The sequence below is a fragment of the Sulfuricurvum sp. MLSB genome, assembly GCF_000747095.1.
Classification (GTDB): domain Bacteria; phylum Campylobacterota; class Campylobacteria; order Campylobacterales; family Sulfurimonadaceae; genus Sulfuricurvum.
In genome coordinates this window covers 1-4,113 of sequence record NZ_JQGL01000095.1, presented here as the reverse complement: position 1 = coordinate 4,113, position 4,113 = coordinate 1, and the positions used below count along the sequence as shown (strand labels likewise).

The window sequence follows — 4,113 nt, the reverse complement described above, 5'->3', positions numbered from 1 at the left end:
CTCTACGATCGGAGCCAGGAATCGGCGGCCAAAATTTACAACAGCCGACGGAAGCCGGGGGAGAAACCGGTAGGGAAGGATTAACGCCTACGGGTGGGAAGCCTACTTTCCGGCAGTTCGTTGAGGCCAAGGGAATCAAGTGGCCCATAAAGGCAAGCAATCCTCAATATGAGACACTGAGGAAGGAGTACGACGCAGGGGGCGCTATCACACCCCCGGCCGCAGAGATCTCCCCGCCTGAGCCCGCTGGTGAGGCCGTGGCCCCCAAAACGAAGGGCTTTGACCCCGATAACGACCGGCAGCGGCAGATTTTCGTTGGGGAGATCCTCAAAAGCGATTCCCGGGAAGTAAAGGCCATGGCGAAGCAGGCCGAAAGGGAATGGCCGGGAGAGGACCCCATGCCCGTCGTCGAGTCCCAGATCGACTACGACCTGTTGAAGGCCCCGGAGAAGTGGCTCGACACGGCCGTAGGGAAGGAAATACTGGCAAGGAAGGGATGGGGTGAAAAGGCAGAGGCCCCCGCTCCCATCCCCGAGTCGGAGAAGGCACCGGAGGGGAAAGAACCGTGGCAGATGACGAGGGGTGAGTATTATCAACACAATCTTCCACGAGTAGAAGAATTGGTTAAAAAGGCAACGCAGAAGGGGGCAAAAAGGTCTGCAAAATTCAGGGATTTCTTAGAAGGCGATGACAGGAAATTTTTTGTTAATCATTCGTCACGGTACGATAGTAAGATTTCGCACTTCAGGGAATTAAAACAGGCCCTCTCCTCCGGTCTTCCCGTCCCCCGGGCCGTACTTGATGAGTACCCGGAGCTGAAAGCCCCCGCTAAGAAGGTCGAAGCGCTGCAAATCATCAACTATTCCCCCACCCTGAAAATAAAGAATCTTGAAGCACTTTCCGAGGGTTCGGGAGCCAAGTATCTTCTCGCCATCAAGGGTCAGGGAGATGACCTGATAGCGAAGCAATGGAAGCGCACCGCACCAGAGAAACTTGCCTCCAATGAAGTGCTCATTGACATGACCCCGGAACCCGCAGAGGAAGGAAAGTCTCTTGACAAGATCGGCGAGCGGGGTGTAAAATACGATATCCTCAAAAACAACCCGGAGTACGAGGACAAGCCCCGTGAACTCAAGATTGCCGAAAAAGCCATCAATGAAATCCGAGAACTCGAAGGTTCGGGTACTGTATCCGCCGCACCGGGAGAAGTGGCTGGGCCTCGAAAAGCTGGCGGAATCACAACTCACGGAATCGGAATCTCTACCCACCTCGTCGAAAAAGGTCGTATCGATATCCGGGGACGTAGCGCTAGAAGCTTCCACGAAGTAGCGGTTCTCGCCGAAGTCTATCGAAACCCCCAGTTCGAAACCCTGCGATACGTCTACGTCAAAGACGGAAAGGTCGTTGCCCATGAAGGCGTGACATCACGCCTTCCCGGCTCGGCTTCCATCTTCGTCAAAAATCCCTCAAAGGAAATCTACGAGATCAACCGCAGGATGGACAGGCTCGGAGCCGATGGGGTGTATCTCGTCCACAACCACCCGAGCGGCGACCCCACGCCTTCGATTCAGGACGTGAATTTAACCCGCAGAATGGGAGTGTCGCTCAAGGGAAGGGTTAAGGGCCACATCGTCATCAACCACAAGAAATATGTTTACATTCCCACTGGAAACGATCCGTCCGTCGAGAATCAGTACGGACAGGGAGAGGACGCGCTGACCTCCCCTGCCATCGAACACAGATTCCTCGGCCAGCCGTTAGACTCCCCTGGTTCGGCCGCCGCATGGGCGAGGGCGCTTTATTCGCAAGACGATCGATCCGTCATCCTGTACCGCAGCGCGAAGGGGGTAATTCGGGCCATCCAAGAAGTGCCTGTTGGCTTGGTCAAAAACAAGAAAGCCCTTACCGAGTACATCAAGGGAAGGAAACGCGAATTCGGCTCCGTTGGTGCCATTGTTGTCAGCAAGTCCGCCGAAATAGATCACCGGTCGCTTACAGATCTTATCAACTCAGGGGTGATCGAGGATTCGATTTCCATATCCGGACAGAAATATAAGTCGGCCCGAGAGGATTCACTCCTAACGCCCGTTCGGGAGGATATAAAGGCGTTTAAGGTCCGAGAAGGGACCCGCGAGACCCCGCAGGGCGTGGAAATGTACGCGCCCGGGATGGTCCCCCTTATCGGCAAGGTACAGCTTATCCCGAGCGGAACAAACTATGATCTCTTGAGCATCAAGAATCGTCGCTTCATGTATAACCCGAAAACCGATGAAATGGTTCTCGGCGGCAGCGATATTGATGTCGGTACGCATGGCGACGATCTGAAAAAGGCAGAGCCGAAGGGGGAATTCCGCGACTTTATTAGGGGATGGTTCGGTACGAATCGCAAGGAGTTCAAGAGCGGGATTATTCACTTCTCGCCTGCGTTGCTGCAACAGTGGATTGATAGCGGAGATTTTTCGCTTGATGCAATCAAGGACACTGTCCGCCACTTTATAGCCAATGGAGCTAACGAGAAAACAAAGACCCGAAATCTTCTCGTGACGGGGGAATCCACACTCGGAGAATTGTTCCCCGATATTTTCGAAGGCGAAGGGGATGAACGGGCCAAGCGGGACGGTACTGTTTCTCAGGCCACTGAAGGCGGAAAATTCTCCGTCCGCGACCAGCACCGACGCGGCGCCCTTCGCCCCGCCAAACTTGAGGATGTCAAGAGGTTCTTTCCCGGTCAGGAAGTTGGACTCGACGCCAACAAGAACATCTACGTCAAGACGAGGGGCGGGAAATACGTTACGATCTACAGGGTCGATCACATTGAGGCCAACCCCGATGTTCTTACCGTCGGATACGGTGTGTCGAACCTGAAACCGGGGCATGTCATTCCCGGCGCAATGGGGGTGACTCCTTCCGGCGAGTATTACATAAAACTTCACAGGGTATTTGCGGATACCTGGACACTAGCTCATGAAGGATTAGGACATTTCACCGAAGTTTCCGGACTCTTGAACTCCCGCGACATCGATGTCCTGAAGAACCATATCAAGAACCTGTACCGTAACGGGCGCTGGGAGCCTGCCAACCGGAAGGACGTCGGAGGACCCGAGGACCGGGCGAATTTCATTGCAGACCGTCTCGCCGTGAAGGAACAGAAGGGACCGATAGGCCGGATCGTCCTGCGAATCAGGGCTTTCATCGACGGGATACTGGAGAGCTTCGGGGTCAGGAGTCCGGAGGGTATTTTAAGAGGGATCGAAAGTGGTAAAATCTTTGAGAGAACGGGAAGAGAAGGGCGCACTGAGAAAGAAAGCTATGCCGTCGGCCAGCGATTGAGAGAGGCCGACATTCCGGTAGACGACGTTCATCCAAAAACACTAAGTCTTGAGGGAACGAATCGTGACATCATCTCAAGGGCAGCCGAAGAATACAGATCGTGGCCGGAAAAGCTCAATGCGGCAGACGGTTCCGAAATTCTTCTAGCAAACCCGCAAGATGGTTACATTTCACGAAGGGCAATGCACCTTGTTTGGGACAATGACAAAGATACGATTCACATTCAAAAGGCGAAATGGTTGCCCAACGTCCCGGATACACTCAAAAATGCGGCAGTCCGGATCGTAGACAAAAAGACGGATAACAGGATCTATGTAAGAGAGTACAAGAACAAGACACGCCACATGGTAATCGTTTCGCCTGATGGGACGGTAATAGAGCAGGAATCATTTACCGGAAAACTGATTACGCAATTCCCGTATCTAAAGAAAGGGTTGCAGGAAGAGATGGTGATTGATTGGGAGAGAGATGGAATTGGGCGGTCCCAGGGGAACCCCAACCCGACATCTCCTGTCTCAACGGTCCCTGGACCTCGGCAAGAGACATTCCAAAAACAATCTACTCCTTCTGGAGAAAAAGTCAAGCCCGAAGAAGAGCAGTACGCCCCTGCCGTCGTTCCCCAGCGCATCGGCGCCCTCATGGACAGCATCGCCCAACCCGGCATGCTCCAGCGGGCATGGGATGAATTTATCTACCAGGCGCAGGATAGATTCCACTACCTGAACAAGACGCAGATCGAGGCCGCCCGCAGGGACCGTGCAGAACTGCCCGAATCGCAGGACG

1 protein-coding gene is annotated in these 4,113 nt (G+C 54.0%); it reads left to right on the top strand.

The window, feature by feature from the left end:
- A partial coding sequence (locus tag JU82_RS11925) for a JAB domain-containing protein (protein WP_294892471.1) occupies nt 1-4,113 on the top strand: 4,113 nt, incomplete at both ends.